This window comes from Pseudomonas sp. G11 (genome assembly GCF_029457515.1).
Lineage (GTDB): Bacteria > Pseudomonadota > Gammaproteobacteria > Pseudomonadales > Pseudomonadaceae > Aquipseudomonas > Aquipseudomonas gorinensis.
Map to the genome: position 1 here is coordinate 1,342,595 of NZ_CP120377.1, position 24,983 is coordinate 1,367,577.

Consider the following 24,983-nt stretch of genomic DNA (forward strand, 5'->3'; position numbering starts at 1 on the left):
GGTTGAGCATGCAGGCCCTAGAAGTTAAGAGCTTCCTTGAAGGAAAGCTGCCGGAAACGAAAGTAGAAGTTGAAGGCGAAGGCTGCAACTTCCAGCTGAACGTGATTAGCGATGAACTGGCGGCACTCAGCCCGGTCAAGCGTCAGCAGCAGATCTATGCCCATTTGAACCCGTGGATCACCGATGGCAGCATCCACGCGGTCACTATGAAATTTTTCAGCCGCGCGGCCTGGGCCGAGCGCACCTGAGCCCCCAAGGCGTCGAGATTCTTATGGATAAATTGATTATTACCGGCGGTGCCCGCCTTGATGGCGAGATTCGTATTTCCGGTGCGAAAAACTCTGCCTTGCCGATCCTGGCCGCGACCCTGCTGTGCGATGGCCCCGTAACCGTAGCCAACCTGCCGCACCTGCACGACATCACCACCATGATCGAGCTGTTTGGTCGCATGGGTATTGAGCCGGTAATCGACGAGAAGCTGTCCGTCGAAATCGACCCGCGCACCATCAAGACCCTGATCGCCCCGTACGAACTGGTGAAAACCATGCGTGCGTCGATCCTGGTGCTGGGCCCGATGGTTGCCCGTTTCGGCGAAGCCGAAGTCGCATTGCCTGGCGGTTGCGCCATTGGCTCGCGTCCGGTGGACCTGCACATCCGTGGCCTTGAAGCCATGGGCGCAACCATCGACGTCGAGGGTGGCTACATCAAGGCCAAGGCGCCGGAAGGCGGCCTGCGTGGCGCCAACTTCTTCTTTGATACCGTCAGCGTGACCGGTACCGAGAACATCATGATGGCCGCTGCCCTGGCCAACGGTCGCAGTGTGCTGCAAAACGCCGCTCGCGAGCCTGAAGTGGTCGACCTGGCCAACTTCCTGATCGCCATGGGGGCCAACATCACCGGCGCCGGCACCGACACCATCACCATCGACGGTGTGAAGCGCCTGCACCCTGCCACCTACAAAGTGATGCCGGACCGCATCGAGACCGGTACCTACCTGGTTGCTGCTGCCGTCACCGGTGGTCGCGTCAAGGTCAAGGACACCGATCCGACCATCCTGGAAGCGGTCCTGGAGAAACTGCGCGAAGCCGGTGCCGAAATCACCACCGGTGAAGACTGGATCGAGCTGAACATGCACGGCAAGCGGCCAAAAGCCGTCAACGTGCGTACTGCTCCGTACCCGGCGTTCCCAACCGACATGCAGGCGCAGTTCATCTCCTTGAACGCGATTGCCGAAGGCACGGGTGCAGTGATCGAGACCATCTTCGAAAACCGCTTCATGCACGTGTACGAACTGCACCGCATGGGCGCGAAGATCCAGGTCGAAGGCAACACGGCCATCGTTACCGGCACCGAGAAGCTCAAGGGCGCGCCAGTCATGGCCACCGACCTGCGCGCTTCGGCCAGCCTGGTGATCTCGGCGCTGATCGCCGAAGGAGACACCCTGATCGACCGCATCTACCACATCGACCGTGGTTACGAATGCATCGAAGAAAAACTGCAGATGCTCGGCGCGAAAATCCGCCGCGTACCGGGCTAGTCCCAGTAGCTGCGAAAACATCCACTGTGGCGAGCCCGCTCGCCACAGTAAGATGTTTTGCGGTTAACTGAGTTTGTCCCTGCTGAATACGATTTCAAGTCGAGGCTGTCATGGCCTCGATCTGTGTCTGGCGCCGTTTGCGACCGGACAGCAATAGCCTGATGAAGGACTGACATTTCCCATGTTGACCATCGCACTGTCCAAGGGCCGCATCCTTGACGACACCTTGCCGCTTCTGGCTGAAGCGGGCATCGTGCCGACCGAGAATCCGGACAAGAGCCGCAAGCTGATCATCCCTACGACCCAGGATGACGTTCGCCTTTTGATCGTACGGGCTACCGACGTGCCGACGTACGTTGAGCATGGCGCGGCCGACCTCGGTGTCGCCGGTAAGGACGTGCTGATGGAATACGGCGGCCAGGGCCTTTACGAGCCGCTGGACCTGCGCATTGCCCTGTGCAAGCTGATGACCGCTGGCCGTGTCGGTGATGTCGAGCCTAAAGGTCGCCTGCGCGTGGCCACCAAGTTCGTCAACGTCGCCAAGCGCTACTACGCCGAACAAGGCCGTCAGGTCGACATCATCAAGCTCTACGGCTCGATGGAGCTGGCACCGCTGATTGGCCTGGCCGACAAGATCATCGACGTAGTCGACACCGGCAACACCTTGCGTGCCAACGGCCTGGAGCCCCAGGATTTCATTGCCGACATCAGCTCCCGGCTGATCGTCAACAAGGCTTCCATGAAAATGCAGCACGCCCGTATCCAGGCGTTGATCGACACCCTGCGCAAGGCAGTGGAGTCTCGACACCGCGGTTGACTCACCCGCGTAGCTTAAAAGCTGCGCCCGTCTATCCGCCTCATAGCCAGAATTCTCAGGTGCCCAAGCGGAGCGAACGGTAGTTTAGGGCGCCTGAGTTTTTGCCAATTCTATTGAGGCCCTCGCTATGACCACGTCCACTGCAATTGCCCGACTCAACGCTGCCGACCCGGATTTCGCCCATCATCTGGATCATCTGCTGAGCTGGGAAAGCGTGTCCGACGACTCGGTCAACCAGCGGGTGCTCGACATCATCAAGGCCGTGCGCGAGCGCGGTGATGCAGCGCTGGTGGATTTCACCCGCCAGTTCGATGGCCTGGACGTCAAGTCCATGGCAGACCTGATCCTGCCTCGCGAACGCCTGGAGCTGGCCCTGACGCGCATCACCGCGCCGCAGCGCGAAGCCCTCGAAGTCGCTGCGACCCGAGTGCGCAGCTACCACGAAAAACAGAAGCAGGACTCCTGGAGCTACACCGAAGCCGATGGCACCGTGCTGGGCCAGAAGGTCACGCCACTGGACCGCGCCGGTTTGTACGTGCCAGGCGGTAAAGCCTCGTACCCGTCGTCGGTGCTGATGAACGCGATCCCGGCCAAGGTGGCGGGCGTGACCGAAGTGGTCATGGTGGTGCCGACCCCGCGTGGTGAAATCAACGAGCTGGTACTGGCAGCGGCTTGTATCGCCGGCGTCGACCGCGTGTTCACCATCGGCGGCGCCCAGGCTGTCGCGGCCCTGGCCTATGGCACCGAAAGCGTACCGAAGGTCGACAAAGTGGTCGGCCCCGGCAACATCTACGTCGCCACCGCCAAGCGCCATGTGTTTGGCCAGGTCGGTATCGACATGATCGCCGGGCCTTCGGAAATCCTCGTGGTGTGTGACGGCCAGACTGACCCGGACTGGATCGCCATGGACCTGTTCTCCCAGGCTGAGCACGACGAAGATGCCCAGGCGATCCTGGTCAGTCCCGATGCCGAGTTCCTCGACAAGGTTGCGGCCAGCATCAATAAGCTGCTGCCGACCATGGACCGCGCCGACATTATCGAGAAGTCGATCAATGGCCGTGGTGCGCTGATCCTGGTGCGTGACATGGAGCAGGCCATCGAAGTGGCCAACCGTATCGCACCGGAACACCTGGAGCTGTCCGTGGCCGACCCACAAGCTTGGCTGCCGTCGATTCGCCATGCGGGTGCGATCTTCATGGGCCGCCACACCAGCGAAGCCCTGGGTGACTACTGCGCGGGTCCCAACCACGTATTGCCGACCTCCGGCACCGCGCGCTTCTCGTCGCCGCTGGGGGTGTATGACTTCCAGAAGCGTTCGTCGATCATCTTCTGCTCGCCACAAGGTGCTTCCGAGTTGGGCAAGACCGCTTCGGTGCTGGCCCGTGGTGAATCCCTGAGCGCCCACGCCCGCAGCGCTGAATACCGCATCCTTGACGACAAGAAAGGTAATTGAGATGAGCAAATTCTGGAGCCCCTTCGTCAAGGACCTCGTGCCTTACGTACCCGGTGAGCAGCCGAAGCTGACCAAGCTGGTCAAGCTCAACACCAATGAAAACCCCTATGGCCCATCGCCCAAGGCGCTGGCGGCCATGCAGGCCGAGTTGAACGACAACCTGCGCCTGTACCCGGACCCCAACAGCGACCTGCTCAAGCAGGCCGTGGCCAAGTACTACGGGGTCGACGCCGGCAAAGTGTTCCTCGGCAACGGTTCCGATGAAGTCCTTGCGCACATCTTCCACGGCCTGTTCCAGCACGACTTGCCGCTGCTGTTCCCGGATATCAGCTACAGCTTCTATCCGGTGTACTGCGGCCTCTATGGCATCAAGTCCGACCCGGTGCCGCTGGATGAGCAGTTCCAGATTCGCGTTGCGGACTACGCCAAGCCCAACGGCGGGATCATCTTCCCCAACCCGAACGCGCCGACTGGCTGTGTGCTGGCGCTGGAGGCGGTGGAGCAGATCCTCAAGGCCAGCCCGGATTCGGTGGTGGTGGTTGATGAAGCCTATATCGACTTTGGTGGCGAAACGGCGATCAGCCTGGTCGACCGTTACCCGAATCTGCTGGTGACCCAGACCCTGTCCAAATCGCGCTCACTGGCTGGTTTGCGCGTGGGCCTGGCGGTGGGGCACCCGGACCTGATCGAGGCGCTGGAGCGGGTCAAGAACAGCTTCAACTCCTACCCGCTCGATCGCCTGGCGATCGTTGGCGCGGCGGCGGCGTTCGAGGACCGTGAGTATTTCGAGAAGACTTGCCAGTTGGTGATCGACAGCCGTAACAAGCTAGTCGCGCAATTGGAAGGCAAGGGCTTTGAAGTATTGCCATCGGCTGCGAATTTCATCTTCGCCCGCCACCCTCAGCACGACGCAGCGGGCCTGGCAGCCAAGCTGCGTGAGCAAGGGGTTATCGTGCGGCACTTTAAGCAGGAGAGGATTGCCCAGTTCCTGCGGATCAGCATCGGTACGCCGGAACAGAACCAGGCGCTGATTGATGGCTTGGGTGAGCTCTAAGCCACACTGAAGATGTAAAAATGTGGGAGGGGGCTTGCCCCCGATAGCAGTGTGTCAGTCGCTACATGTGTGACTGATACACCGCCATCGGGGGCAAGCCCCCTCCCACATTTGGTTTTGCGTTGGCAGTTAGAGCAGCGGTTCGTCAGGCTTTTTGTTCTTCCAGCCATCATTGCCCGGCAGCAGCAGGTTCAGACCAATCGCGACCACCGCACACAAGGCAATGCCCTTCAGGCCGAAGTCGTCCGGCCCCGTGCCGGTACCCACCAGCACACCGCCAATCCCGAACACCAGGGTCACCGACACAATCACCAGATTGCGCGCCTCCCCCAGGTCGATCTTGTGGCGGATCAGCGTGTTCATGCCCACTGCGGCAATCGAGCCAAACAACAGGCATAGAATCCCGCCCATCACCGGCACCGGGATGCTCTGCAGCAGTGCGCCGAACTTACCGATAAACGCCAGGCTGATGGCAAAGATGGCAGCCCAGGTCATGATCTTCGGGTTGTAGTTCTTGGTCAGCATCACCGCGCCCGTCACTTCGGCGTAGGTGGTGTTCGGCGGGCCGCCAAACAGGCCAGCGGCCGTGGTGGCGATGCCGTCGCCCAGCAAGGTGCGGTGCAGGCCCGGTTTTTTCAGGTAGTCGCGCCCCGTCACGCTGCCCACCGCGATCACGCCGCCGATATGTTCGATCGCCGGAGCCAGGGCTACCGGGACGATAAACAGGATCGCCTGCCAGTTGAACTCCGGCGCGGTGAAGTGGGGCAGGGCGAACCACGGTGCGGCGGCGATCTTCGCCGTGTCGACCACGCCAAAATAGAATGACATGGCAAAGCCCACCAGCACGCCGGAGATGATCGGCACCAGGCGGAATATGCCTTTGCCGAACACCGCCACGATCAGCGTGGTCAGCAACGCTGGCATCGAGATCAGCATCGCCGTCTGGTAATGGATCAACTCGGCACCGTCGCCGGATTTACCCATCGCCATATTCGCGGCAATCGGCGCCATGGCCAGGCCGATGGAGATGATCACCGGGCCGATCACGACCGGCGGCAGCAACCGGTCGATGAAGCCGGTGCCCTTGATCTTTACCGCAGCGCCAAGGAAGGTGTAAACGAAACCGGCCGCCATCACCCCGCCCATGGTCGCCGCCAGGCCGAACTGCTGCTTGGCGAGAATGATCGGGGTAATGAAGGCAAAGCTCGACGCCAGGAAAACCGGCACCTGCCGCCCGGTCACCAGCTGGAACAGCAGCGTGCCCAGGCCGGCGGTGAACAACGCGACGTTTGGATCAAGACCTGTAATCAGCGGCATCAACACCAGCGCGCCAAATGCCACGAAGAGCATCTGTGCGCCAGACAGGATCTGGCGCCAAAGCGGGTCGTTGAATTCATCCTGCATGCTCACGCGTCCTTCTGCTTGGTACCGAAGATCTTGTCGCCGGCATCGCCCAGGCCCGGGATGATGTAGCCGTGTTCGTTCAGGCGTTCATCGATGGAGGCCGTGTAGATCTGCACGTCCGGGTGGGCCTTCTCGACAGCGGCGATGCCTTCCGGCGCGGCCACCAGCACCATCGCGCGAATGTCCTTGCAACCGGCCTTTTTCAGCAGGTCGATGGTGGCGACCATGGAACTGCCGGTGGCGAGCATCGGGTCGATGATCATCGCCAGTCGCTCGTTGATTTCCGGTACGAGTTTTTCCAGGTACGTGTGCGCCTGCAGGGTTTCTTCATTGCGGGCCACGCCCACGGCGCTGACTTTGGCGCCCGGGATCAGGCTGAGCACACCTTCGAGCATGCCGATACCGGCCCGCAGGATCGGTACCACGGTGATTTTCTTACCGGCGATTTTCTCGACCTGGACGGGACCCGCCCAACCGGGGATCTCGTAGCTTTCCAGGGGTAAATCCTTGGTGGCTTCGTAAGTGAGCAACGCTCCGACTTCCTGAGCAAGCTCACGGAAGTTCTTCGTGCTAATGTCGGCGCGGCGCATAAGGCCGAGCTTGTGTCGGATCAGCGGATGGCGGATCTCGCGAGTGGGCATGGGAAAGGCTCCGGCGGCGGGCAAAAAAACCGGCCTAGATTAATCTATCCGAGGGTGTTGTCCTATAGACATCTAGTACGTTAGTCCATTAAGGCTTGAACGTTGCGCCTCACATGCGTACCTTTGCCCGCTTTTCTTGCCACAGCACCCCCTTGGAGAGCGCCATGTCCGCTGATCTCGAGCATATCCGTCAAATCATGCGCGAGGCTGACTGCCTGTACACCGAAGCGCAAGTCGAAGAAGCGATCGCCCGGGTCGGCGCACACATCACTCGCGAGATGGCCGATACCAACCCGGTGGTCTTCTGCGTGATGAATGGGGGCCTGATCTTTGCCGGTAAATTGCTGACTCATCTGCAATTCCCGTTGGAAGCGTCCTATCTGCACGCCACCCGTTACCGCAACGAAACCAGCGGTGGCGATCTGTTCTGGAAAGCCAAGCCGGAAGTCTCGTTCATCGACCGCGACGTGCTGATCATCGACGACATCCTTGATGAAGGGCACACCCTGGGCGCGATCATCGACTTCTGCAAACATGCCGGCGCGCGCAAAGTACACACCGCCGTGCTGATCGACAAAGATCACGACCGCAAGGCGCGTCCTGAGTTGAAAGCCGATTTCGTCGGTCTGCCGTGTATCGATCGCTACATCTTCGGTTACGGCATGGACTACAAAGGTTACTGGCGCAATGCCAATGGGATTTACGCCGTCAAAGGGATGTAAGGCATGACTCGCTTTCTTGACCAGACGTTGTTTGCCGAGTTGGCCGAGAAAGCGGCCGCCAGTTCCCGTGGCCGGCACCACCATAACTTCCATCAGATGGAAGAGCCGTGCCATCGCCTGGCGGTGGGCCTGCAACCCGATACGTATGTACCCCCTCACCGTCACCTGAGCGCGGACAAGGCTGAAACGCTGCTCGTGCTCAAGGGGCGCCTGGGCTTGTTGGTGTTCAGCGAGGCCGGCGAGGTGCTTGCCCAGCGTGTGATGCAGGCGGGCGGTGAGTGTTCGGGAGTGGATCTGCCACCGGGTGTGTTCCATGGCTTGGTGGTGCTGGAGCCCGATACCGTGATGTTCGAGTGCAAGGCCGGGCCCTATAGGCCGGTTGGTGAGGGTGAACTGGCTGACTGGGCGCCCCGCGAAGGCGATGCCGATGTGGCGCAGTATCAACGCTGGATGCTTGCCCACTTCGATTGAGCTACAGTGCTGGGCCATCTTCTGCGGAGCGGCCCATGAGCCTGTTGATACGCACCTGCGCCGCCCTGGCGCTGACCTTGAGCCTGCCCCTGGCCGCCGCGCCTGCGCCGATGCACAGTCAATTCCTGCCGCCGGACGACCTGGCCTTGCGCGCCGAAGCGCCTGACCAGCAGCAACTGCTGCAAATTACCGAATATGCAGTGGTGGTGGGTAACCAGCGTCAATCCACCCAGCAGCCGATTCCGGTGACCTCTCCGTTGATGATTCGACTCAAGGGCAAGTCCTTGAACAAGGGCGCGACCATCGCCCAGGTGGTCCTCAATTTCGATGCCGAAAGCAAAAGCCTGAAAAAGCCGGCATACGATGACAAGAGTAAAACCTTGACCCTGTCGTACCCGGTGACCCAGTACCGAGTGATTGTCGACTTGCTGCGCAATGACACGGTATATGTGCAGTTCCTCAGTTACGCCAATGGGCATATCTGGGCGGATTTGCATACCGGGGCTGTTCGTACCAAATAGCAAAAACACTGAAGAACCAATGTGGGAGGGGGCAAGCCCCCTCCCACAGTTTGATCTGCATTCATCAGGTAGGCCTCAGTTGGCTTTTGCGGTCTTGGAGCAACGGGAGTTGGACTGGTGTACTCGATTAAAAATGTGGGAGGGGGCTTGCCCCCGATGAGGGTGTGTCAGTTGATGCATCTGTGGCTGATCCACGGCCACCACATTGGTTCTTCAGCGCTTTCGAAGCCCGCGCCTCGCAGGTAGACTTCAAGCCCCGTGTAAATGTCTGCAGGCTGGAGTCGGTAATGCGTAAAGATAAGAAACAGGTGATTGGCGACGAAATCGGCGACGATCAAATCAAGTTGTTCCTGGACTTCGAGCCAGTTGACGCGACTTCACCGTCCCTGCACAAACTGATCAAGGCCTATCGTGGCCTGCGTATCGACGATTTCGAACGCTTCCTGGGCTTTTTCAAGGCTGCTGGCCTGGACCTGGACGGCAAGGACGAGCATGGCCAGACCTTTGTCGACCTGATCAAGGACCAGCGCAACGCCGCCGAGTACATCGAACTGATAGACAACGCCCGCGGCTGACGCTTGCGAGGCATAAAAAAACGCCCCGCTCTCAGCCTGAGAGCGGGGCGTTTTGCTTTTAACTGTAGGAGCGAGCTTGCTCGCGAAGAACGCAAGGGCACCCCGTTCAATCAGGTGCCCCGCATTATCGTTGACGATTTTCGCGAGCAAGCTCGCTCCTACAGGGGTGATCAAGCGTAGCTTTCAGCCTCGTTGCTTTGCTCTACAAGCTCCAGGCTGATGTTGTTCTGCGCATTGATCTTGCGATACAGCTCAGCATCGGTTTCCAACACTTTTTCCCGGGCCGGGAAGATCTCATGCAGCTTGGTGGCCCATTCGCCGGCAGTTTTTTCCGGGAAGCAGCGCTCGATCAGTTCCAGCATGATCGACACCGTTACCGATGCGCCAGGAGAAGCACCCAAAAGCGCCGCCAACGAACCGTCCTTGGCTGCAACCAGTTCGGTGCCGAATTGCAGCACGCCGCCTTTCTTCGGATCTTTCTTGATGATCTGCACGCGTTGGCCGGCCACTTCCAGGCGCCAGTCCTCGGCTTTGGCTTCCGGGTAGAAGCGGCGCAGGGATTCAAGGCGCTGCTCCATGGACTGCATCACTTCGCTGACCAGGTACTTGGTGAGGTCCATGTTGTCCCGTGCCACGGCCAGCATCGGCCCGATGTTGCCGGCGCGCACGGACAGCGGCAGGTCGAGGAACGAGCCATGCTTGAGGAACTTGGTGGTAAAGCCGGCGTAAGGCCCGAACAGCAGGGACTTCTTGCCATCGACCACGCGGGTGTCCAGGTGCGGCACGGACATCGGTGGCGAACCCACCGCGGCCTGGCTGTAGACCTTGGCCTGGTGGTGCTTGACCACTTCCGGGTTGTCGCAACGCAGCCACTGCCCGCTGACCGGGAAGCCGCCAAAACCTTTGCTCTCTTCGATACCCGAGGCTTGCAGCAGGGGCAGGGCCGCACCACCGGCGCCGAGGAACACGAACTTGGCGTCCACATCACGGCTGTTGCCGCTGTTGACGTCCTTGATGCTCACAGTCCAGCCCGCGCCGTTGCGCTTGAGGCCGGTCACGCGCTTGCAGTACTTGACCTGGGCGTCCGCCGAGCTGGTCAGGTGGCTGAGCAGTTGGTTGGTGAGGGCGCCGAAGTTGACGTCGGTGCCGTTCACGACACGGGTTGCCGCGATTTTTTCGTCCAGCGGGCGGCCTGGCATCATCAGCGGCATCCACTCGGCCATCTCGCTGCGGTCTTCGGTGTAGTGCATATCCGAGAACGCGTGGTGCTGGCTGAGGGTTTCAAAGCGCTTCTTGAGGAAAGACACGCCTTTTTCGCCCTGAACGAAGCTCAGGTGCGGCACCGGGCTGATAAAGGACTTGGACGAGCCAAAGGTGCCTTTTTTGGTCAGGTACGCCCAGAACTGCTTCGACACCTCGAACTGGGTGTTGATGTGCACGGCTTTCTTGATGTCGATGGAACCATCGGCGGCCTGGGGGGTGTAGTTGAGCTCACACAGGCCAGCATGACCGGTACCGGCGTTGTTCCACGGGTTGGAACTTTCCGCGGCACCCGAATCCATCAGCTCAACGACTTCCAGCTTGAGGCCGGGGTCGAGCTCTTTGAGCAGTACGGCCAGGGTGGCACTCATGATGCCGGCCCCTACCAGTACTACGTCGACTGCTTCGTTATGCGCCATTTAACGCGTCTCCAAAATCTGCAGCACCAAATTGACGGCATGGCTGCCAGGAGTGACGGGGCGGTTCACGTGTTGCCCCAGGTTACCCATGGCCAGGATCGCCATGTCCGATTCGCAATTCTTTGCAACTTCAGCGCACGCTTCCTGCCGGGCTAATCTGCCTATGAACGCATTCATGGGCGCCTGTGGCAATTCGACTTATGGTCAAAGCGTGCGATTCGTGCAACCAATCCGTAGCGGACAGGATCAAGCCAGCGTTTTTGAGGCGTGCTCGTTCCTGTGTGGTTGGGCTGTTCCAGACGCTGATGGTGCTTGTACAAACGCCAAACTATTCATTTGCTCGCCACACTCTTGTGAAGTTGTGAAAACCCGTTTTTTCACGCTCTTTTGAAGACGTGAACCTCAAAAAAGGGCTGCCCAGTCTGGCACCTGGCCCGCGACACCTCTGCCGACATGCGGCAAAACGGGCAAACAACTCAAGTGGCCGAGCGCAATGGCAGCTCTGGCAGATTCGGTAAAGAAGGGTGGTTTGCAAGGAAAACAGCAAGCGCGCCAGCTTCACTCGATCTGTGTGGGCGGCTCTCTGTGGGCGATTTTTGGGGGTTAATACCGAGGCATTAACGATGCTGCGAGGCCCGATCAGGAGACGTCCTTATAATCGGGGGGAGATTGTAGCGAAGAACGCTAAGGAAATGGGCGTGTTTTATGACTTTTATTAGGTGTTCGGTCAGGCGGCCAACGGCTGGTGACTTGGCGCCTGCGCAGGGCGCTGGCTGATGCGCGCGCGCGCTGGCAAGGGGTGGTGCATCCAGCTCAAGCGAATTTCGTCGATTTCCACCCAACCTTCGCCGACCGGCGGCAGGCTGCACTCTTTGAAGGCCTGGCAGCGGCCTTGGGCATCGAGCAGGGCGAACTGGCGAAGGGCGGGCTTGCGAGAGAACAGTGACCAGAGAAAATGCATGGGATCGACCTCCTTGGATTGAAACCAAGCATGCGCGCCCACGATGACGCACTCGTGTATCAGCGGTGACATATCTGTGACACCGAACCGCTACATCGCCAGCGGGTCATAGGTTGTAACTGGCGCTAGTTCCCGGCAATGGCCGCCCGCTATACTGCCGCGCTGTCGGTACTCGATTTCTGGAGAGAAGAGCATGTTGCAACGCCTGTTGTTCGGTTTGATCACTGTGACCAGTTTGACCCTGGTTGGCTGCGCCAACAGCCCGCAACAACTCAGCCCGCAGCCGATAATCACCACGCAGTTGGCGCCCGTGGGGCACGGCCAGCCGGTGTCGGTGCGTGTAGTGGACGGTCGTCCATCACCCACCCTGGGCTCCCGTGGCGGCTTGTACCCGGAGACCGCACTGGTGTCGGTGAACGCTGCCGACGTGCTGCCCAAGCTGCAAGCCCAGGCCGAAGCCGCCGTGCGCCTGCTGGGTTTTACCCCGGCCAATTCGCCGGGCGCCCCTCAGTTGACCATCACCCTGGCCGAGCTGAAGTACCAGTCGCCCAAGGACGGCCTGTATGTGACCGAAGCCTCTATTGGCGCGACGTTCAAGTCTGACGTCACTGCCGGCACCCGTCGCTACAGCGGCCGTTATGGTGCGTCCCTCAATCAGCGCTTTGGCATGGCGCCGAACCAGGAGACCAATACCAAGCTGGTCAGCGATGTGCTCAGCGACGCCCTGACCCGTCTGTTCAAGGACCCAAGCATCGGCTCCTTGCTCAGCTCGCAATAACCGCTCAATAAAAAACCGGGCCCATCGCTGGGCCCGGTTTTTTTATGCCTTCGGTTTCAGGCTGCGGTGTCGATACAAAAGTCCAGCAGGCTCACCCCCGTCAGCAAATCAGCCTCCGGCAAGTCTGCATGTTGATGCCCGCCAAGGGCGCAATACACCAGCCAGTGGCGGTCCTGGACGTTGAATGCCAGGCCGTCGACCAGCGCCTCCTGCTCATCGCTTTGGGCGATCAGATACAGCCGATCCTGGTTCTGCGCGTGCAACATGACAAGCTCCCGAGCGTTCGAAGGGCAACAGAGTGGCCTGTTAAGGTGACGTTCAGGTGACGCCGTAAATTACTGGATACATTAGCCGTCAATGGAGGAAGGAGTTGGACGGCGCAGGAGGTGACTATCCTTCAGGTTTGTATCTGAATGGATACCAGAATACTGATTCACCGAGGTGTGTGATGGCACTGCCCGCACTGCTGATCAATGCTGTTGCCTTATTAGTGGCCTGCCCGGGTGCAGTGCTGCTGTTCATTACCCGCTTTCGCGAGCAGCGTGCGATGGCCGACCTGGCTGCGCAGAGCGAAGAGCGCGCAATCGACCAACCGATGCTGTTTCTGGATGTGCGCACCGAACGGGCGCATCGCCTGGCCTATCGCATTGGCTTTGCCTGCCTGGGACTGTCGCTGGCCATGTCCTGGCTCAGCACCCACCTGTAAAAACACCACAAAACACCAGTGGGAGGGGGCTTGCCCCATCCCACCTTTTGGTTTCGGTGTTTACAGGGGGATTCCGGCTTTAACGCGGTACTGGTTGCGAACGGGCGTTGCATATTGCACCACCAGGAACGGCCGGTGCTCGGCCGGGCATTCATTCAAGCGCCGTTCCCACTCGGCTTTTGCCTTGGCCAGTTCGTCCGCCGGGAAGACATCTGCCGCCGTGGGCACCTGCAATTGTGGGTCGGCGTCGCTCCACTGGGCGTACGCCAGGTAGTGCACCGGGAACAAGCGATAGCCCCCGAGGATCTGCCGGTCCATTTCCGCCGCGAGCAGCTTGGTATCTTCGAAACGCTCGGTGATCGGCGCCGCGAAGTTCACATGCACACGACCCTTGTAGCCGGTGATGCCCAGCGCAATGCTCACATCGTCCTCGCCCGGCGCCTTGCAGTAGGTGCCGGTGGTGGCGCGGATGTACAGTTCGCGGGCCTTGGCAGCATCGCAGGGGTCGTATTCGTAGCTGATCGACACCGGCGTCAGGTTCAACGACTGGATCACCTCGGCAAACGGCTCGTCCTTGCGGCTGACGTGGAACATCTTCAGGATCGCCGATTCGGTGCGGTCATCCCCATCCTTGGCGCGGCCTTCGGCCTGGGCGATCCAGATCGACTGGCAGTCGTTGCGGATCGAATGGTTGATGTACGCCGACAGCAGCTGATAGGCCGCCATTTTTTCTTTTCGCCCAGTGATCGAGCGGTGCACGATAAAGCTCTTGTTCAAGCGCATCAGGTCGCTGACAAATGGCTTTTGCAGCAGGTTGTCGCCGATGGCGATGCGCGGTGTCGGCAGGCCGGCGTGGTACACGGCGTAGTTGACGAAGGCCGGGTCCATCACGATATCGCGGTGGTTGGCCAGGAATACGTAGGCGGTGCCCGACTTGAGTTGCTCGACGCCGGTGTAGGTCACGCCGTCGGTCGCCCGGTCAATGGTGTGGTCGACGTAGTACTCGACTTTGTCCTGCAGCGTGGCCACGGTGGTCACACCGGCGAATTCGCGGCGCAGCTTGCGGGCGATCATCGGCTTGAGCAGCCAGCCCAGGGCGCCGGCAAAGCGCGGGAAGCGGAAGTGGGTCAGGATGTCCAGAAAGGCCTTGTCACTGAACAGCCGGTCCAGTACTGCCGGGACTTCGCTGTCGTTGTAAGGTCGGATGGTATCGAATTCGCCCATCATGCTCTCTTGTTAGAAACGGCTAGGGTAAGTAGAGGAAATACCAGGGTGCGGCCGCAATATTGGCTCTGCCGTGAATAGCCCTGTAAATAGACCGGCGATTATACGCACAAGTCACTTGGGAGACCGCGATGCTGGAAGATGCGACGTACGATTGTCCTTATTGTGGTGAAGAGGTCGAGACAACGGTGGATCTGTCGGGGGGTGATCAGACCTATATCGAAGACTGCCAGGTGTGCTGCCGCCCGGTCACTTTCAATCTGCAGGTCCATGGTGACGAATGGATGCTGGAAACGCGCAGCGAAAACGAATAACGGGGGGCGCCCATGCAGCGAATCTACGAACCGGAAAACCTGATGGAAGGCGAGCTGCTGCAACAGATGCTCGCCAGCGAGGGCGTCGAGGCGCACCTGGTGGGGCGGCATTTGCTCGGCGGCACCGGCGAATTGCCGATTTTCGGGCTGTTGGGTTTGGAAGTGGATAATGACCAGGCCGCGTATGCTCGCGAGCTGATCACCGCTTATAACGGCGCGCAACCGCTGCCCGGCGATGAACCCGACAGCTTCCCCGACGTGTTGGTCTGTTAGGCTGTCGGTCGGTTTACCCCAAGAGTCGTGTTGCCCCATGTGTGGACGTTATGCCCTGTTTCGCTGGAACCCCTCATTTGCTGCCTTGCCGGGTTTTCCGGCAGACCAGCAGGCCCAGTGGAACATCTCCCCGAATGATTCGGTGCTGATCCAGCGCGCCACCGACGGCCAGCGCACCCTGGCCCGCGCCCGCTGGGGCCTGACCCCAGCGTGGCTGACCGACCTTTCCCGCACCCCGGCCCATGCCCGTGCCGAAACCCTGGCCGAGCAACCGATGTTTCGCGAGGCCTTTCGCCAGCGTCGTTGCCTGCTGCCGGCCAACGGTTTCTACGAATGGCGCGGCACCCAGCGCAAGCGCCCGTACTGGCTGACACCGGGCGAGGGTTCGACGCTGTTTTTTGCGGCGATCTGGGAAGCCTATCCGGTGCAGGAACAGGTGTGGCTGAGCACGGCAGTGGTGACCCAGGCGGCGCAGAGCCAGCGCCGGCCGTTGATTCTGGATGCGGCGGGGCAGGAGGCCTGGCTCGATCCTGAAACACCGTTGCATGTGTTGCAGGGCTTGTTGGCCAGTGAGCCGACCGCGTTGCGCGAGCGGGTACTGGCCAATATGGTGAACGATCCGAAGCTCAATGGCCCGGAGTGCCTGACGCCGGGTTGAGCCTGTGAGTGATCTGCGGCCTCATCGCGAGCAATGCCCGCGATAGGCCGCTCAAGATCGCCGAAAAGCTTAAACCTTGAACTGATTGATCAAGCGCCGCTGCTGCTCCGCCAGTTTGGTCAAATCCGCACTGGCCGCACTCGACTCATCCGCACCGCCCGCCACTTCATTGGCCACTTGGCCAATATTGATCACATTGCGATTGATGTCCTCGGCCACCGCGCTCTGCTCTTCGGCAGCGCTGGCGATCTGGGTGTTCATGTCGTTGATCACCGACACCGCCTGGGTAATGGTCTCCAGTGCTTCGGCGGCCTTGGCGGCGTGCTGCACGCTTTCGTCGGTACGGTTCTGGCTGTCTTCCATCACGCGCACCACTTCTCGCGTACCTTGCTGCAACTGCTGGATCATGGCCTGGATTTCTTCGGTGGCCTTCTGGGTCTTTTGCGCCAGGTTACGCACTTCATCTGCCACGACGGCAAACCCACGGCCTTGCTCGCCGGCCCGTGCCGCTTCAATCGCCGCATTGAGCGCCAGCAGGTTGGTCTGTTCGGCAATCCCACGAATGGCTGTGAGGATCGCGTTGATGTTCTCGCTGTCCTTGGCCAGGGTTTGCACCACGCCCACGGCCTTGCCGATTTCCTGGGCGAGTGCGCCGATCGAGCTCGAGGTGTCGCGCACAATGCGCATGCCTTGGCTCGCGGCCTGGTCAGCGTGGTTGGCCGCTTGCGCAGCCTGGGTCGCGTTACGCGCTACGTCCTGGGCGGTGGCGGTCATTTCGTGCACCGCGGTGGCGACCTGGTCGATCTCGACCATCTGTTTATGCACGCCCTGGTTGGTGCGAATCGCGATGTCGGCAGTGTGTTCCGAAGAGTCGCTGACCTTCTGCACCGAACTCACCACCTGGGTGATCATGCCCTGCAGCTTGATCAGGAAAGTATTGAAGCCGGTGGCAATCGCGCCCAGTTCATCGGCGCGATCACTGGTCAGGCGCCGCGTGAGGTCGCCTTCGCCCTGGGCGATGTCGTTGAGCATCGCCACCATTTGCTTGAGTGGGCGAGCGATGCCGTGACCTACCAGCCAGATCACCAGCAAGCCAATGCCAGCGATCAACAGGCCGACCATGGTCATGCCGAAGATATCGGTCTTGCGCTGGGTATTCAGGTCGCTTTGCAGTGTTTGCAGTTCGGCCATGACGGCGCTCAGGGGTAACTGCATCATCAGGGTCCAGCGCGCGTCGGTCTGACCGATGTTGAACGGCAGGAACAGTTCGATATGCCCGTGCTCATGGTCGATGTCGTACCGCACTTCGCCGACTTTCAGTTGATTGAGATTGGCCAGTTCGTTGCCGTCGAGCAGGTCGGAGGCTTTTTCACCGAGCTTGCTGGGGGCCTTGGTAGACGCCACCAGGCGCCCGTTGCTGGAGATCAGTGCCAGTTCACCGGCTCCGTTGTAGAGTTTTTGATCCGCGCTGGTGAGCATGTCCTGGATGAAGTTCACCGACAGGTCGGCACCGACGATGCCCTGGAAGGCGCCGTCAATCATGATCGGTTCGATAAACGAAGCCAGCATCACCATGGCGTTGCCGACCTTGTAAGGTGCGGGGTCGATGGCGCAGGGCTTTTTGCTTTCCTTGGAGCACAGGTAGTACTCGCTGGCGCGCACGCCCGTGGACAGCATCTTCTGATCGGCGACATCGGCGAGCTTGTCCAGGCCGAGGCTGCCATCCGCGTTGCGATACCACCAAGGAATGAAGCGGCCGTCGACACCCATGCCGACGATGGGGCTTTTCACGTAGGCAGCGTCGTTGTGATCGATCGCATTGGGTTCCCAGCCGATATAGGCGCCGAGGATTTTCGGGTTGCGCACCACGGTTTCGTGCAGCAGGTTGATCAGTTGTTCGCGGCCAATTTGCAAGGCGGCATCGCCCTTGGCGTCTTTCATGCCGAGCAGGGCGTTGGTGGTGGCCAGGCTTCTTGCTGTCACCAGGGGCGCCTCCAGTTCTCGCTGGATCAATGTGGCCTGGGTTTGCGCCAATGCAGTGAGGCGCTGTTCGATGATCTGCTCGAACTGTGCCTGGGTGCGGGCCTGCACCATCTCCTGTGTGCGGGCGCCGGCAAACAAGGCGTAGAGCACCAGCACGGCGACCACACTCAGCACAATGGCCCCGGCCAGTGCGGCGACGGAAAACTGAATCGACTTGAACTTCATGAAGGCTCCAGGCGCAGGGGGGGAAGGGCTGCTTGTTTATATCGGCCATGGACGCGGGAGGCATGAGGGTTTGCTCCACGAATTAATGCGAGGTGTCGCAAATGGAATGCTTGCCGCCGTTGTCGGGGTGTGGGATGTATCTGAAATTTAGCGGCTACACGTCTGGTGTATCTGGCGTCGATACAATTCACCGCCTACGATACGCGCCATGTTTTCAGGGCTTTTTTTCAGGGAGAGTATGTTGATGAAGAAATCATTGGCCGTAAGTGTGTTGGCAGCAGCGGTACTGCTGGCCGGGTGTCAATCGGTCAACACCACCAGCGGTGGCGCCGTTGGGGTTGAGCGCAAGCAATATATGTTCAGCATGCTGTCGAGCCAGGAAGTCGACCAGATGTATGCGCAGTCCTATCAGCAGACCCTGGGCGAAGCCAGTAGCAAAGGCCAGTTGGACAAGACCAGTGCCAACGCCAAGCGCGTGCAGGCTATCGCCAACCGCCTGATCGCCCAGGCGCCCACCTTCCGCCCGGATGCGGCGCAGTGGAAGTGGGAAGTCAACCTGATCAAGAGCGATGAAATGAACGCCAACTGCGGGCCTGGCGGCAAGATCTTCGTGTACAGCGCCTTGATCGACAACCTCAAGCTCACCGATGACGAGTTGGCCGCAGTGATGGGCCATGAAATCGCCCACGCCTTGCGCGAGCATGGACGTGAAGCCATGTCCAAGGCCTACGGCATCGAAATGGCCAAGCAGGGCGCCGGTGCGTTGTTCGGCCTGGGCCAGGACAGCCTGGCGCTGGCCGACACCGTGGCCAACTACGGCATGACCTTGCCTAACAGCCGCAGCAATGAGAACGAAGCAGACCTGATCGGCCTGGAACTGGCGGCCCGCGCGGGCTACAACCCGAATGCGGCCATCACGCTATGGAACAAGATGGCCAAGGCTTCGGAAGGCGCGCCACCGGAATTCATGAGCACTCACCCGGCCTCCGACAGCCGGATCGCCTCGTTGCAGGCAGCGATTCCGAAGGTGATGCCGCTCTACCAGCAGGCCAAAAAATCTTGATCCTGTGAAGGTCTAAATGTGGGAGGGGGCTTGCCCCCGATAGCGGTGTAAAGCCAGTGGAGATATCGACTGGCGCACCGCAATGGTGGGCAAGCCCTAACACCTGTCAGTTAAGAGATAGAACGGGCAAACAGCAACCTGTGGCGAGCGGGCTTGCCCCGCGTTGGGCTGCGCAGCAGCCCCAAAACACAACCCCGGAGCTGCCTGGCACCCTACAGCGCTCTTATTGGGGCTGCTTCGCAGCCCAACGCGGGGCAAGCCCGCTCGCCACAGTTACAGTGTTTCTCCTTCACTGGCAGGCATTAGGGCAAGCCCCTTTTCACAGTGGATCGCTTAAATCCAGCCGCTGCTCTGCATGGCTTTGTACACCGCCACAATCGCCAGGACAAAGAACGCCGTAGCCGCCAGTCGACGAATCAACGTCAGCGGCAGCTTCTCCGCTGCGAAATTCCCCGCCAGAACCACCGGGACGTTGGCAATCAACATGCCCAGGGTGGTGCCGATGATCACCAGCCACAACTCCGGATACTGGGCCGCCAGCATCACTGTGGCGATCTGTGTCTTGTCACCGATTTCTGCAAGGAAAAACGCAATCAGCGTGGTCAGGAATGGCCCGAATTTGCGCGTGGTACTGGCTTCGTCATCATCGAGTTTGTCCGGCACCAGGGTCCACAGCGCCGTGGCACAGAAGCTTGCCGCCAGGATCCAGTGCAACACCGCATCCGAGAAGAAACTGCCAAACCAGGCACCCACGGCACCCGCAGCCGCATGGTTGGCCAGGGTCGCGGCGACGATGCCGGCGATGATCGGCCAGGGTTTGCGAAAGCGCGCGGCAAGGATGAGTGCGAGCAGTTGCGTCTTGTCGCCGATTTCGGCCAAGGCAACGATTGCGGTAGGAACGAGTAGTGAATCCAGCATCAGGTAGTTTCCAGGGGGCGGGTCGACACGGCTATGACACGTACAGCCTTCCCGCCCCGGGTAAGGTGTGCGTGTCATAGGTCTTGTCAAACCCCGGTCCGTCTGTGCGGACTCCTGGGTCGCATACGCCATGGCCTGTTGACCAAGTATGTTGACGTATGCCGGACGAGCGTGGCGCTCGTGGGAGACTACTCCCCTAGGACGGAGCGGATTCTGCCTAGGCAAAATCCATTCGGCAAGCCTTCTTTTTCAAATGCCCATCAGGGGCGTTTGGCGCGGTAGATGCGAAAACCATTGCCCTCGGCCTTGACCGCACACACGCCCAGGTGCTCTTCGATCAACGGTTGGTACTTCAGGAAGCTATTCGCAACCAGGCGAAGTTCGCCACCTTTTGCCAGGTGTTTTGCCGCTTTTCGCAGCAGGTTTTCAGTGGCGAAATAATCGGTGTGCACCCCGACATGGAACGGCGGGTTGCTCAAGATGGCGTTCAACCCCATCGGTGCGGCGTCGATGCCATCACCGGTCAACACCTCGGCCTCCAACCCATTGGCGGCCAGGGTGAGGCGACTGCTGGCGGCGGCGAAGGCGTCCACATCCAGCATCGTTACGGTGTTGTGTGGGTAGCGACGCTTTACCGCCGCCCCTAACACACCGGCGCCGCAACCGAAGTCCAGCAAATGGCCGCTGGGCAGCTTGTCCAGATGCTCCAGCAACAGCTCGGTGCCACGATCCAGACGGCCGTGGCTGAACACACCCGGCAGGCTCACCACCTTGAGCGGCCCTTCGGCCAGCGGTACTTCGAACACCTGTGCCAGGCTCTCCAGCTCGAGCGCCTGGGGCGCATTGGCCACGGTGACTTGCCACAGCTGGCAATGCCGTGCGTTGTCGAGCTTGCGCGGTTTGCCAAAGGGCGCCATCTGCTTGGCGGCGCTTTCGATACCGGCTTTTTTCTCGCCCACCAGAAACAGCTCGGCGCCGGGCAGGCGTGCGGCCACGGCATTGAGCAGGTAGTCGGTGAGGTCCTTGGACTTGGGCAGGAAGATCACCGCGGCATCGAACCCGCGCTCGGGCGCATTCACGCCAAACTGGCTGCGCTCCGGGAAGCGTGCGTCGAGCGCCGCCTGGTCGCCGGCATGCCAGCACCAGCCGTGGGCGTTGGGCAGGCGACCGAGCAGGTCGTCGGCGGGCAAGCCCACCAGCAACAGGTTGCCTTGAAAAAGTTCGGCCTGACGAAGCAGTACTTCACTGCGCGGATCCATGGTCTGCTCCTTGAAAAGGGGCGCAGTTTATCAACTGACGACGCGCAGCGGGGCGCCGCTGAAAAAGCCCCTGGCGTTTTCCGCCAATTGGCCAACGATGCGCTGCCGCGCCTCGCGACTGCCCCAGGCGTTATGCGGCGTGACGATCAAGCGTGGGATATCACTGGCCAGCAGCGGGTTGCCGGCGACCGGTGGCTCGACACTCAGCACGTCGGTCGCCGCGCCACCCAGGTGGCCGCTGCGCAAGGCATCGGCCAGGGCCTGTTCGTTGATCAAGCCACCGCGCGCGGTATTGACCACAAACGCTCCGGGCTTGAGCAGCGCCAGTTCGCGGGTGCCGATAAAGTCGCGGGTATGTTCATTGAGCGGGCAGTGCAAGGTCAGCGCATCGACCTGCGCCAGCAATTCATCCAACGGCACGCGATCAGCACGGGCAGGGCGCCCGGGAATCGCGCCGAGTAGCACGCGCATGCCAAAGGCTTCGGCCAGGCGCGCCACGGCACTGCCCAGTTCGCCATGGCCCAGCAGGCCAAGGGTTTTGCCTTCCAGTTCGACGATAGGGTGGTCCAGCAGGCAGAACTGCTTGGCGTGCTGCCATTTGCCCGCGCTCACATCCTGCTGATAGTCCTTCAAGCGCGTCGCCAGGTTGAGCAGCAGCATGATCGTGTGCTGCGCCACCGACGGAGTGCCGTAGCCCTGGCAGTTGCTCACGGTGACGCCATGGGCGCGGGCGGCCTCCAGGTCAACGTTGTTGGTGCCGGTGGCCGACACCAGGATCAACTTGAGCTCCGGGCAGGCCGCGAGGGTTTCGCTGTTGAGCGGGATTTTGTTGCTGATGGCGACTTGAGCGCCTTGCAGGCGTTCGATCACATTTTGCGGCGTAGTGCCCGTCAACAGCTGCAAGTCGCTGAAACGACTGCGCAGCTCACTGAGGTCAAGATCTCCCAGGTCCAGGGAGGGGTGATCAAGGAAGACGGCGCGGCGATTGTTCGTCATCAACTGTACCTTTTGCGACAGGGTTCGAAGGCGTAATCTGCCGAGCCTATCAGATGAAATAATCCGTTACTTAATGGAGTGAGTATGTACGCCGCCGAGTTCTTGACCGTAGCCCTGATTCACTTGCTGGCGGTGGCCAGCCCCGGCCCGGATTTTGCGGTGGTGGTACGTGAGAGCGTGACCCACGGCCGTCGCGCCGGGACTTGGACCGCGCTGGGCGTGGGCTCGGCGATTTTCCTGCATGTGGGTTACTCGTTGCTCGGCATCGGCCTGATCGTGTCCCAGTCCATCGTGTTGTTCAACGCACTGAAATGGGCCGCGGCCGCGTACCTGCTGTACATCGGCTTCAAGGCCCTGCGCGCGCAGCCGGCCAAGCCTGCCGCCGAGGGCGAGTTGCACCGCGAAGCGGGCGAGCGCACCCCGCGCGGCGCATTTACCGCAGGCTTCGTCACCAACGGCTTGAACCCCAAGGCCACGCTGTTCTTCCTATCGCTGTTCACCGTAGTGATCAACCCGCACACGCCGCTGGCGATCCAGGCCGGTTACGGCGTGTACCTGGCGGTGGCGACGGCGTTGTGGTTCTGCCTGGTGGCCATGTTGTTCAGCCAGCAGCGTGTACGCGCCGGGTTTGCGCGGATGGGGCATTGGTTTGATCGGACGATGGGGGCGGTGTTGATTGCGATTGGGGTAAAACTGGCGTTCACCAGCGCGAAATAAACGCTGTACTCGAGTAAACACCATCCAGTGTGGGAGCAAGCCCCCTCCCACACTGGACCTCCATCGCTCCTGAATAATGGCTCAAAGCTAGCATTCCCCTGCCTCTACAAATCATTCCTTTGGCTGATTTGGCTGAAACATAACCTCTCTACAGTGCAGGTCTTCAAGCCAAGACCGTGCAGTCATAAAAAGGGATTCGTATGTTGCAGACCCGTGTTATCCCGCCCGCCGAAGGCGCCTACCAATATCCGCTGTTGATCAAGCGCCTGTTGATGTCCGGTACCCGCTACGAGAAGACCCGGGAAATCATCTACCGCGACAAACTGCGCTACACCTACCCCACGCTGATCGAACGGGTCGCGCGCCTGGCCAATGTGCTCACGGAAGCCGGGGTCAAGGCCGGTGACACCGTGGCGGTGATGGATTGGGACAGTCACCGTTACCTGGAGTGTATGTTCGCCATCCCGATGATCGGCGCGGTGATCCACACCATCAATGTGCGCCTGTCGCCGGAGCAGATTCTCTACACCATGAACCACGCCGAGGACCGCTTCGTACTGGTCAACAGCGAGTTCGTGGGGCTCTACCAGGCCATTGCCGGGCAGCTCACCACGGTCGACAAGACGTTGCTGCTGACTGACGCGGCCGAAAAAACCGCCGAGCTGCCCAACCTGGTGGGCGAGTACGAAACCCTGTTGGCCGCTGCCAGCCCGAAGTACGACTTCCAGGATTTCGACGAACATTCCGTCGCCACCACCTTCTACACCACCGGTACCACCGGCAATCCCAAGGGTGTGTACTTCACCCATCGCCAACTGGTGCTGCACACCATCGGCGTGGCGACCATCATGGGCTGTGTCGACAGCGTGCGTCTGCTGGGCACCAACGATGTGTATATGCCGATCACGCCGATGTTCCATGTGCATGCCTGGGGCCTGCCGTATGTGGCGACCATGCTCGGCCTGAAGCAGGTCTACCCCGGCCGCTATGACCCGGAATACCTGGTGGAGCTGTGGCGCAAGGAAAAGGTCACCTTTTCCCACTGTGTGCCGACCATCCTGCAAATGGTGCTCAACGCCAAGGCGGCCCAGGGCGTTGATTTTGGCGGCTGGAAAATCGTCATCGGCGGCAGTGCCCTCAACCGCACGCTGTATGAAGCGGCCAAGGCCCGTGGGATTCAGCTGACCGCTGCATACGGCATGTCCGAAACCGGGCCGTTGGTGTCTTGTGCCCACCTCAATGACGAGCTGATGGCCGGCACCGAGGACGAGCGCACCACCTACCGCATCAAGGCCGGCGTGCCTGGGCCCTTGGTGGAAGCGGCGATCATGGACGCTGAGGGTCATTTCCTGCCCGCCGACGGCGAGTCCCAGGGTGAACTGGTGCTGCGCGCGCCGTGGCTGACCGAGGGTTATTACAACGAACCGCAAAAGGGCGCCGAGCTGTGGGACGGTGGCTGGATGCACACCGGCGACGTAGCCACCCTCGACGCGTTTGGCGTGATCGACATCCGCGACCGCATCAAGGATGTGATCAAGACGGGAGGCGAGTGGATCTCCTCCCTGGCGCTCGAAGACCTGGTCAGCCGCCACCCGGCGGTACGCGAAGTAGCGGTGGTGGGCATCGCCGACCCGCAGTGGGGCGAGCGCCCGTTTGCCCTGTTGGTGGTGCGTGATGGCCATGTGATAGGGGCCCGCGAGCTCAAGGAACACCTCAAGCCTTTTGTCGAATTGGGCCATTTGAGCAAGTGGGCGATTCCGAGCCAGATCGCCGTTGTTACGGAAATTCCCAAGACCAGTGTCGGCAAGCTCGACAAAAAACGTATCCGCATTGACATCATCGAATGGCAAGCCAACAACAGTACGTTCCTGTCCACCCTTTGAGGTGATTTGCCGTGCCCTCGGGGCACGGCAGCGCTCTATCTCAACGCTTCACTTGTGATTTGCCCATTTTCAGCCATCCTTTCCGCGCCGGCCTTCGTCGGCGTGGCGAAAGGGCTGTGGTAGACGGGTTGGTGGTGCAAATCACACTTTA

27 protein-coding genes, 1 pseudogene and 1 riboswitch are annotated in these 24,983 nt (G+C 60.5%); of the genes and pseudogenes, 17 read left to right on the forward strand and 11 right to left on the reverse strand.

The annotated features are described in order from the left end of the window. The first annotated feature begins 8 nt into the window (after positions 1-8). The 5 genes from P2T68_RS06075 (at position 9) to hisC (ending at position 4,861) form a co-directional block, all read left to right on the forward strand. Complete coding sequence (locus P2T68_RS06075; RefSeq protein WP_024073478.1) at positions 9-248, forward strand: BolA family protein; 240 nt, start codon at positions 9-11, stop codon at positions 246-248. Between the two features lie 23 nt (positions 249-271). Beyond that, complete coding sequence (gene murA / locus P2T68_RS06080; RefSeq protein WP_024073479.1) at positions 272-1,537, forward strand: UDP-N-acetylglucosamine 1-carboxyvinyltransferase; 1,266 nt, start codon at positions 272-274, stop codon at positions 1,535-1,537. Between the two features lie 181 nt (positions 1,538-1,718). After that, the gene (gene hisG, locus P2T68_RS06085) at positions 1,719-2,354 is read left to right on the forward strand and encodes an ATP phosphoribosyltransferase (RefSeq protein WP_003188599.1); all 636 of its coding nucleotides are present in this window, start codon (positions 1,719-1,721) and stop codon (positions 2,352-2,354) included. A gap of 127 nt (positions 2,355-2,481) precedes the next feature. Next, a complete protein-coding gene (gene hisD / locus P2T68_RS06090) occupies positions 2,482-3,807 on the forward strand; it encodes a histidinol dehydrogenase (RefSeq protein ID WP_024073480.1) in 1,326 nt (441 codons plus the stop codon). Position 3,808: 1 nt separating this feature from the next. Continuing rightward, positions 3,809-4,861, forward strand: a complete 1,053-nt coding sequence (gene hisC, locus P2T68_RS06095) for a histidinol-phosphate transaminase (RefSeq protein ID WP_024073481.1) — start codon at positions 3,809-3,811, stop codon at positions 4,859-4,861. Positions 4,862-4,990: 129 nt separating this feature from the next. Here the strand turns inward: hisC and P2T68_RS06100 are convergent, their stop codons facing one another. Beyond that, the gene (locus P2T68_RS06100; RefSeq protein WP_024073482.1) at positions 4,991-6,265 is read right to left on the reverse strand and encodes a uracil-xanthine permease family protein; all 1,275 of its coding nucleotides are present in this window, start codon (positions 6,263-6,265) and stop codon (positions 4,991-4,993) included. Between the two features lie 2 nt (positions 6,266-6,267). Continuing rightward, complete coding sequence (gene upp, locus P2T68_RS06105; protein WP_024073483.1) at positions 6,268-6,906, reverse strand: uracil phosphoribosyltransferase; 639 nt, start codon at positions 6,904-6,906, stop codon at positions 6,268-6,270. 164 nt (positions 6,907-7,070) lie between these two features. On the opposite strand from upp, the gene P2T68_RS06110 reads away from it, so the two are divergent. From P2T68_RS06110 to P2T68_RS06125, 4 genes are all read left to right on the forward strand, one after another. Then, complete coding sequence (locus P2T68_RS06110; RefSeq protein WP_024073484.1) at positions 7,071-7,628, forward strand: hypoxanthine-guanine phosphoribosyltransferase; 558 nt, start codon at positions 7,071-7,073, stop codon at positions 7,626-7,628. 3 nt (positions 7,629-7,631) lie between these two features. Beyond that, on the forward strand, positions 7,632-8,099 hold the full coding sequence (locus tag P2T68_RS06115) for a WbuC family cupin fold metalloprotein (protein WP_024073485.1): 468 nt from the start codon (positions 7,632-7,634) through the stop codon (positions 8,097-8,099). Positions 8,100-8,134: 35 nt separating this feature from the next. Further along, positions 8,135-8,620 carry a hypothetical protein gene (locus P2T68_RS06120; protein WP_024073486.1) on the forward strand — a complete coding sequence of 162 codons (486 nt, stop codon included), beginning with the start codon at positions 8,135-8,137 and terminating at the stop codon, positions 8,618-8,620. Between the two features lie 287 nt (positions 8,621-8,907). Continuing rightward, positions 8,908-9,195 carry a PA4642 family protein gene (locus P2T68_RS06125; protein WP_017845962.1) on the forward strand — a complete coding sequence of 96 codons (288 nt, stop codon included), beginning with the start codon at positions 8,908-8,910 and terminating at the stop codon, positions 9,193-9,195. 60 nt (positions 9,196-9,255) lie between these two features. Here the strand turns inward: P2T68_RS06125 and P2T68_RS06130 are convergent. The 3 genes and pseudogenes from P2T68_RS06130 to P2T68_RS06140 all read right to left on the reverse strand — a co-directional run. After that, positions 9,256-9,369, reverse strand: a pseudogene (locus P2T68_RS06130) (outer membrane lipoprotein carrier protein LolA); the annotation flags it as partial. Next, positions 9,366-10,874 (reverse strand): malate dehydrogenase (quinone), encoded by a 1,509-nt coding sequence (gene mqo / locus P2T68_RS06135; protein WP_024073488.1) that lies wholly within the window; start codon positions 10,872-10,874, stop codon positions 9,366-9,368. The pseudogene P2T68_RS06130 and the gene mqo, both read right to left, overlap by 4 nt. A gap of 727 nt (positions 10,875-11,601) precedes the next feature. Further along, positions 11,602-11,835, reverse strand: coding sequence for a hypothetical protein (locus P2T68_RS06140; protein ID WP_069075272.1), 234 nt, complete (start codon positions 11,833-11,835; stop codon positions 11,602-11,604). Positions 11,836-12,028: 193 nt separating this feature from the next. Between P2T68_RS06140 and P2T68_RS06145 the strand changes: the two genes are divergently transcribed. Then, positions 12,029-12,613, forward strand: coding sequence for a YajG family lipoprotein (locus P2T68_RS06145; RefSeq protein ID WP_024073490.1), 585 nt, complete (start codon positions 12,029-12,031; stop codon positions 12,611-12,613). 56 nt (positions 12,614-12,669) lie between these two features. Here P2T68_RS06145 and P2T68_RS06150 read toward each other — a convergent pair whose 3' ends face one another. Next, entirely contained in the window at positions 12,670-12,879 is a 210-nt protein-coding gene (locus P2T68_RS06150; RefSeq protein ID WP_024073491.1) for a hypothetical protein, read from the reverse strand. Positions 12,880-13,061: 182 nt separating this feature from the next. Between P2T68_RS06150 and P2T68_RS06155 the strand changes: the two genes are divergently transcribed. Next, positions 13,062-13,319, forward strand: a complete 258-nt coding sequence (locus tag P2T68_RS06155) for a hypothetical protein (RefSeq protein WP_024073492.1) — start codon at positions 13,062-13,064, stop codon at positions 13,317-13,319. 60 nt (positions 13,320-13,379) lie between these two features. Here P2T68_RS06155 and P2T68_RS06160 read toward each other — a convergent pair whose 3' ends face one another. Next, on the reverse strand, positions 13,380-14,543 hold the full coding sequence (locus tag P2T68_RS06160) for a 1-acyl-sn-glycerol-3-phosphate acyltransferase (protein ID WP_172831337.1): 1,164 nt from the start codon (positions 14,541-14,543) through the stop codon (positions 13,380-13,382). A 131-nt stretch (positions 14,544-14,674) separates the two neighbouring features. Between P2T68_RS06160 and P2T68_RS06165 the strand changes: the two genes are divergently transcribed. The 3 genes from P2T68_RS06165 to P2T68_RS06175 are packed head-to-tail and all read left to right on the forward strand — an operon-like array spanning position 14,675 to position 15,788. Next, entirely contained in the window at positions 14,675-14,857 is a 183-nt protein-coding gene (locus tag P2T68_RS06165) for a CPXCG motif-containing cysteine-rich protein (protein WP_069075273.1), read from the forward strand. A 12-nt stretch (positions 14,858-14,869) separates the two neighbouring features. Further along, positions 14,870-15,130, forward strand: a complete 261-nt coding sequence (locus P2T68_RS06170) for a DUF2007 domain-containing protein (protein WP_024073494.1) — start codon at positions 14,870-14,872, stop codon at positions 15,128-15,130. 37 nt (positions 15,131-15,167) lie between these two features. Beyond that, the gene (locus P2T68_RS06175; protein ID WP_024073495.1) at positions 15,168-15,788 is read left to right on the forward strand and encodes an SOS response-associated peptidase; all 621 of its coding nucleotides are present in this window, start codon (positions 15,168-15,170) and stop codon (positions 15,786-15,788) included. A 69-nt stretch (positions 15,789-15,857) separates the two neighbouring features. Here the strand turns inward: P2T68_RS06175 and P2T68_RS06180 are convergent, their stop codons facing one another. After that, positions 15,858-17,996: a methyl-accepting chemotaxis protein gene (locus P2T68_RS06180; RefSeq protein WP_277379155.1), complete on the reverse strand. Its 2,139-nt coding sequence runs from the start codon at positions 17,994-17,996 to the stop codon at positions 15,858-15,860. 244 nt (positions 17,997-18,240) lie between these two features. On the opposite strand from P2T68_RS06180, the gene P2T68_RS06185 reads away from it, so the two are divergent. Continuing rightward, positions 18,241-19,059: a M48 family metallopeptidase gene (locus P2T68_RS06185; protein ID WP_041160843.1), complete on the forward strand. Its 819-nt coding sequence runs from the start codon at positions 18,241-18,243 to the stop codon at positions 19,057-19,059. 333 nt (positions 19,060-19,392) lie between these two features. On the opposite strand, the gene P2T68_RS06190 is transcribed toward P2T68_RS06185, so the two are convergent. The 3 genes from P2T68_RS06190 to P2T68_RS06200 form a co-directional block, all read right to left on the reverse strand. After that, positions 19,393-19,977 (reverse strand): TMEM165/GDT1 family protein, encoded by a 585-nt coding sequence (locus P2T68_RS06190; protein ID WP_005784895.1) that lies wholly within the window; start codon positions 19,975-19,977, stop codon positions 19,393-19,395. Positions 19,978-20,066: 89 nt separating this feature from the next. Continuing rightward, positions 20,067-20,186, reverse strand: a riboswitch (yybP-ykoY riboswitch). A 51-nt stretch (positions 20,187-20,237) separates the two neighbouring features. Beyond that, positions 20,238-21,236 (reverse strand): class I SAM-dependent methyltransferase, encoded by a 999-nt coding sequence (locus P2T68_RS06195; RefSeq protein WP_024073499.1) that lies wholly within the window; start codon positions 21,234-21,236, stop codon positions 20,238-20,240. A gap of 30 nt (positions 21,237-21,266) precedes the next feature. Beyond that, positions 21,267-22,232, reverse strand: coding sequence for a 2-hydroxyacid dehydrogenase (locus tag P2T68_RS06200; RefSeq protein WP_024073500.1), 966 nt, complete (start codon positions 22,230-22,232; stop codon positions 21,267-21,269). A gap of 84 nt (positions 22,233-22,316) precedes the next feature. Between P2T68_RS06200 and P2T68_RS06205 the strand changes: the two genes are divergently transcribed. Together P2T68_RS06205 and P2T68_RS06210 are read left to right on the forward strand one after the other, a co-directional pair. Further along, complete coding sequence (locus tag P2T68_RS06205; RefSeq protein ID WP_069075274.1) at positions 22,317-22,949, forward strand: LysE family transporter; 633 nt, start codon at positions 22,317-22,319, stop codon at positions 22,947-22,949. A gap of 200 nt (positions 22,950-23,149) precedes the next feature. Beyond that, positions 23,150-24,832, forward strand: a complete 1,683-nt coding sequence (locus P2T68_RS06210; protein WP_168232441.1) for a fatty acid--CoA ligase — start codon at positions 23,150-23,152, stop codon at positions 24,830-24,832. The last annotated feature ends 151 nt before the right edge of the window (positions 24,833-24,983 follow it).

What these genes read in the sequence shown, in the direction of transcription:
- P2T68_RS06200 (WP_024073500.1), bottom strand. Translation starts at nt 22,232, where the DNA reads ATGACGAACAATCGCCGCGCCGTCTTCCTTGATCACCCCTCCCTGGAC.
- P2T68_RS06145 (WP_024073490.1), top strand. Translation starts at nt 12,029, where the DNA reads ATGTTGCAACGCCTGTTGTTCGGTTTGATCACTGTGACCAGTTTGACC.
- hisC (WP_024073481.1), top strand. Translation starts at nt 3,809, where the DNA reads ATGAGCAAATTCTGGAGCCCCTTCGTCAAGGACCTCGTGCCTTACGTA.
- P2T68_RS06180 (WP_277379155.1), bottom strand. Translation starts at nt 17,996, where the DNA reads ATGAAGTTCAAGTCGATTCAGTTTTCCGTCGCCGCACTGGCCGGGGCC.
- P2T68_RS06190 (WP_005784895.1), bottom strand. Translation starts at nt 19,977, where the DNA reads ATGCTGGATTCACTACTCGTTCCTACCGCAATCGTTGCCTTGGCCGAA.
- hisD (WP_024073480.1), top strand. Translation starts at nt 2,482, where the DNA reads ATGACCACGTCCACTGCAATTGCCCGACTCAACGCTGCCGACCCGGAT.
- P2T68_RS06175 (WP_024073495.1), top strand. Translation starts at nt 15,168, where the DNA reads ATGTGTGGACGTTATGCCCTGTTTCGCTGGAACCCCTCATTTGCTGCC.
- P2T68_RS06210 (WP_168232441.1), top strand. Translation starts at nt 23,150, where the DNA reads ATGTTGCAGACCCGTGTTATCCCGCCCGCCGAAGGCGCCTACCAATAT.
- P2T68_RS06110 (WP_024073484.1), top strand. Translation starts at nt 7,071, where the DNA reads ATGTCCGCTGATCTCGAGCATATCCGTCAAATCATGCGCGAGGCTGAC.
- P2T68_RS06150 (WP_024073491.1), bottom strand. Translation starts at nt 12,879, where the DNA reads ATGTTGCACGCGCAGAACCAGGATCGGCTGTATCTGATCGCCCAAAGC.
- P2T68_RS06195 (WP_024073499.1), bottom strand. Translation starts at nt 21,236, where the DNA reads ATGGATCCGCGCAGTGAAGTACTGCTTCGTCAGGCCGAACTTTTTCAA.
- upp (WP_024073483.1), bottom strand. Translation starts at nt 6,906, where the DNA reads ATGCCCACTCGCGAGATCCGCCATCCGCTGATCCGACACAAGCTCGGC.
- P2T68_RS06205 (WP_069075274.1), top strand. Translation starts at nt 22,317, where the DNA reads ATGTACGCCGCCGAGTTCTTGACCGTAGCCCTGATTCACTTGCTGGCG.
- P2T68_RS06115 (WP_024073485.1), top strand. Translation starts at nt 7,632, where the DNA reads ATGACTCGCTTTCTTGACCAGACGTTGTTTGCCGAGTTGGCCGAGAAA.
- P2T68_RS06170 (WP_024073494.1), top strand. Translation starts at nt 14,870, where the DNA reads ATGCAGCGAATCTACGAACCGGAAAACCTGATGGAAGGCGAGCTGCTG.
- P2T68_RS06165 (WP_069075273.1), top strand. Translation starts at nt 14,675, where the DNA reads ATGCTGGAAGATGCGACGTACGATTGTCCTTATTGTGGTGAAGAGGTC.
- hisG (WP_003188599.1), top strand. Translation starts at nt 1,719, where the DNA reads ATGTTGACCATCGCACTGTCCAAGGGCCGCATCCTTGACGACACCTTG.
- murA (WP_024073479.1), top strand. Translation starts at nt 272, where the DNA reads ATGGATAAATTGATTATTACCGGCGGTGCCCGCCTTGATGGCGAGATT.
- P2T68_RS06160 (WP_172831337.1), bottom strand. Translation starts at nt 14,543, where the DNA reads ATGGGCGAATTCGATACCATCCGACCTTACAACGACAGCGAAGTCCCG.
- mqo (WP_024073488.1), bottom strand. Translation starts at nt 10,874, where the DNA reads ATGGCGCATAACGAAGCAGTCGACGTAGTACTGGTAGGGGCCGGCATC.
- P2T68_RS06120 (WP_024073486.1), top strand. Translation starts at nt 8,135, where the DNA reads ATGAGCCTGTTGATACGCACCTGCGCCGCCCTGGCGCTGACCTTGAGC.
- P2T68_RS06100 (WP_024073482.1), bottom strand. Translation starts at nt 6,265, where the DNA reads ATGCAGGATGAATTCAACGACCCGCTTTGGCGCCAGATCCTGTCTGGC.
- P2T68_RS06075 (WP_024073478.1), top strand. Translation starts at nt 9, where the DNA reads ATGCAGGCCCTAGAAGTTAAGAGCTTCCTTGAAGGAAAGCTGCCGGAA.
- P2T68_RS06140 (WP_069075272.1), bottom strand. Translation starts at nt 11,835, where the DNA reads ATGCATTTTCTCTGGTCACTGTTCTCTCGCAAGCCCGCCCTTCGCCAG.
- P2T68_RS06155 (WP_024073492.1), top strand. Translation starts at nt 13,062, where the DNA reads ATGGCACTGCCCGCACTGCTGATCAATGCTGTTGCCTTATTAGTGGCC.
- P2T68_RS06185 (WP_041160843.1), top strand. Translation starts at nt 18,241, where the DNA reads ATGAAGAAATCATTGGCCGTAAGTGTGTTGGCAGCAGCGGTACTGCTG.
- P2T68_RS06125 (WP_017845962.1), top strand. Translation starts at nt 8,908, where the DNA reads ATGCGTAAAGATAAGAAACAGGTGATTGGCGACGAAATCGGCGACGAT.